2 protein-coding genes are annotated in these 2,914 nt (G+C 68.8%); both read right to left on the bottom strand.

Annotation, left to right across the window (positions count from 1 at the left end):
• Nucleotides 1-828: 828 nt before the first annotated feature.
• Nucleotides 829-1,743, bottom strand: coding sequence for an MBL fold metallo-hydrolase (locus ABZV38_RS39985; protein WP_356333837.1), 915 nt, complete (start codon nt 1,741-1,743; stop codon nt 829-831).
• Nucleotides 1,744-2,538: 795 nt separating this feature from the next.
• Complete coding sequence (locus ABZV38_RS39980) at nt 2,539-2,736, bottom strand: hypothetical protein (protein WP_356333835.1); 198 nt, start codon at nt 2,734-2,736, stop codon at nt 2,539-2,541.
• Nucleotides 2,737-2,914: the final 178 nt, after the last annotated feature.

Below are 2,914 nucleotides of genomic sequence, written 5' to 3'. Positions count from 1 at the left end.
TGTACGACGGCGACGCGCTGTCCACGGACGGTCCCCTCCCCACCATGCCCAACCCGAAGATCATCCCACCCCGTCAGCCAACGTGACAGCGCCCGGAATATGCATCGATGACCAGTGAGAACGTGTCCGCGTCCGGGGCCGTCGAGCCTCCGAAGGCGGCGTCGGCGAAGGTCGTGGACGACCAGTTGATCGACGAGCTGGTGGGCCGCGGACACGTCCGTCATGGCGGCGCCCCGGACCGCTCGACCAGACGCCGTTCTCGAAGCGTGCGCCGGCGCGGAGCAGGGACACAAGGCGGGCGCGGTGACCGCACGCCCTCGTGTCCGGGCGGATTCGACCAGCTTGAACATCCTCGCGAACGCGGTCGCCGGGCTGCCCGCGCCCCGTGTGGCCTTGGTGCGGAGTCCGATGGTGGGGAGGGTCGACTCGACGATGGGGTTCGTGGTCGGCGGCTGGAGCCGGTACTCGGCCGGGAAATCGTAGAACGCGGGCGGTGCGTCGCGTTCTATGACGAACTCGGCAACGGCCTCGGGGCACTTGGCGCCGGAGGCGCACGCGGAGGCCGTCGATCGCTCGCTCGGCGTGGCCCCGATCCTCCGCCTCGCAGACTCTGCCTCGCCTTTGCCTCGCCGGGCTGCGCGCTTACGGCGCAGCCCACCGCGAGGTGACGCCTTAGCGAGGTGATGCCTTAGCGCGCCTCGGCCTGAACGGGGGCCCCGACGGGCGGGCCACCATGTCCCGCCGTGCCGTGACGCGCGTGCGCGCCCAGGGACGTGGCAGCGCCACCCGGGCCGGCTCCCACGGGCTGCTGAGGCGTCGTGGATCCGGTCAGTAGTCCCAGACGGCCGGTACGAAACGGAAGGCGTTGCCGTCGACCGCCACATGGCACACGGACGGGAACGGCAGGTGTGTGGCCACCAGTTGCTCGCCACGTGCCGCCAGTTCGTTCAGCAGACTGATCCGGACGCGGGCTGTCAGCTCGGGGTCGTGGTCGAAGCCGTTGTACCACTCGGGCTTGTCGAACCCGGGCTGGAATATGGCATCGCCGGCGAACGTCAGGCGGTCGCCGCCGGACTCCAGGCGGATGATGCTGTGGCCGGGGGTGTGACCGCCGGTGCGATGGATCATTACTCCTGGCGCCAGCTCGTACTCCGTCTCGAACGGCTGCAACTGGCCTCGGTACACGTCCAGGAACCGCGAGGCGGTCCTCCGCAGCACGTCCGGCACCGGTGCCGGCATCACGGTGCGGGAGAAGTCAGGCGCGTCCCAGAAATCCGCCTCGGCGGACGCCAGGTGGACCCGCAGGTCCCGGCGGAGGCGGCCCCTCAGACCCTCGACGAGCAGCCCGCCGATGTGGTCCATGTGCAGGTGGGTGAGTGCCACGTCGGTGACGGATGCGGGATCGATCCCGGCGGCCTCCAGCCGCATGGCCAGCTGCCCGGCTCGCGGGAAGCCGGGAAACTCCGTCCCCAGCCCGGAGTCGATGAGGATGGTCCGGCCGCCACTGCGCACCACGGCCACGTTCAGTGGCCAGTCGCACACCTCCGGCGGCAGGAACATGTCACCGAGCCAGGAGGTCAGGTCAGACTTGGTGGCGTTGGTGGCCAGCGTCACGGTGGGTATCGGCATCACCCCGTCGCTGATCACCATCACGTCGATGTCGCCGACCTTCAGCGCGTAGCGCGACGGAACCAGTTCGTCATGCGCCGGCGCATCGGGGTGCGCGATGTGGGCGTGGCTCATGTTGTTCTCCTCTTGAAGAGAGTTGCCGAAGACATCGACAGTGCAGTGGGTCACACTGTCCGGTCATCCCCTACGACCGGACGGTTGACCGTTTTGTGACATTCATCCCGATTGTGCTATCTATCCCGTTCCTCCGCTCCCGGCTCGTCCGACCGATCATGTCGATGCGTGACCCATGTGATTTCCCGACGAGGCCATCTCGGTCACGTTTCCGCACGTCAGCGCCCTTCCTGTGCGCTCGGGGCTGATCGACTTCCTCTTCGGGCTTCCGACGTTGTCGTGGAGAGCGTGATGGTGAACCTGATCGTGTTCGGGCCGCCGCCCCGTCGATCTCCGCAGGGAAACCCTCGGAGCCGCCGCAGGCTGCGTTCTGCGAGAGCGAGACCCGCGCACGCTGGACACCGACTGTCCCCAGGGGTCCGACGCAGAGGGCGGGGGTCCCCGGTCCGGAACGCATGGTCCCCAGCTGGGAACAGCAGTCCCCGGCCAGGGACTGCAGGGAGCCACCGCGAGCGGCAGCATGGAAATACGGGGCCGGTCGGGCATCCGCAGGCGGCTTCGACAGCCGGCGTCCGGACGCACCCGCGTTCTCCGTGGCGAGGCAATCGGTCCACGCCACAAGTGGAAACCACCCCGGGATCAAAGACGCCCGGCAACGGTCCTCACCACGCCAACCGTCCTCTGACCGGAAAACTCCACGGTCAGATGGGTAGGGCGGGATAGCCCCTCGGCTGTGACGGCTGTGGGGCTCTTGCTGGGCGGTTTCGGCGGTTTGGGCGGTGGTGGTGTGGTGCGTCAGGCGGCTGTGGGGGTGAGGGTGACGTCGTGGCCGAGGGCCTTGAGCTGGCGGACGAGGTCTCGGCTCTTGCGGTGGGGGTCGAGGTTGCGGGTGTGGAAGTCGGCGCCGAGATCTCGGTAGCGGGCGGTCGGGTCGTTCATGAGGTGCCAGACGGAGACCAGGATGGAGCGGGCGACGGCGACCAGGGCTTTCATGTGGCCGCGGCGTTTGATGATCCTGCGGTAGCGGGCGCCGAGGAAGGTGTCGGTCCGTGCGGCGGGGCGTTGTCACGTTGCTGGGTGGGTGACTGTCTGACGGCGCGTCGGGGCGTGGTGGGCCCTGGGTTCGGGCGTGTGGTCAGGCTGTGGTGGGCCGGCCTGCGGCGCCGGTGAT

The sequence above is a fragment of the Streptomyces sp. NPDC005181 genome (genome assembly GCF_040608395.1).
Lineage (GTDB): Bacteria > Actinomycetota > Actinomycetes > Streptomycetales > Streptomycetaceae > Streptomyces.
This window is presented reverse-complemented; position numbering and strand designations above follow the sequence as displayed.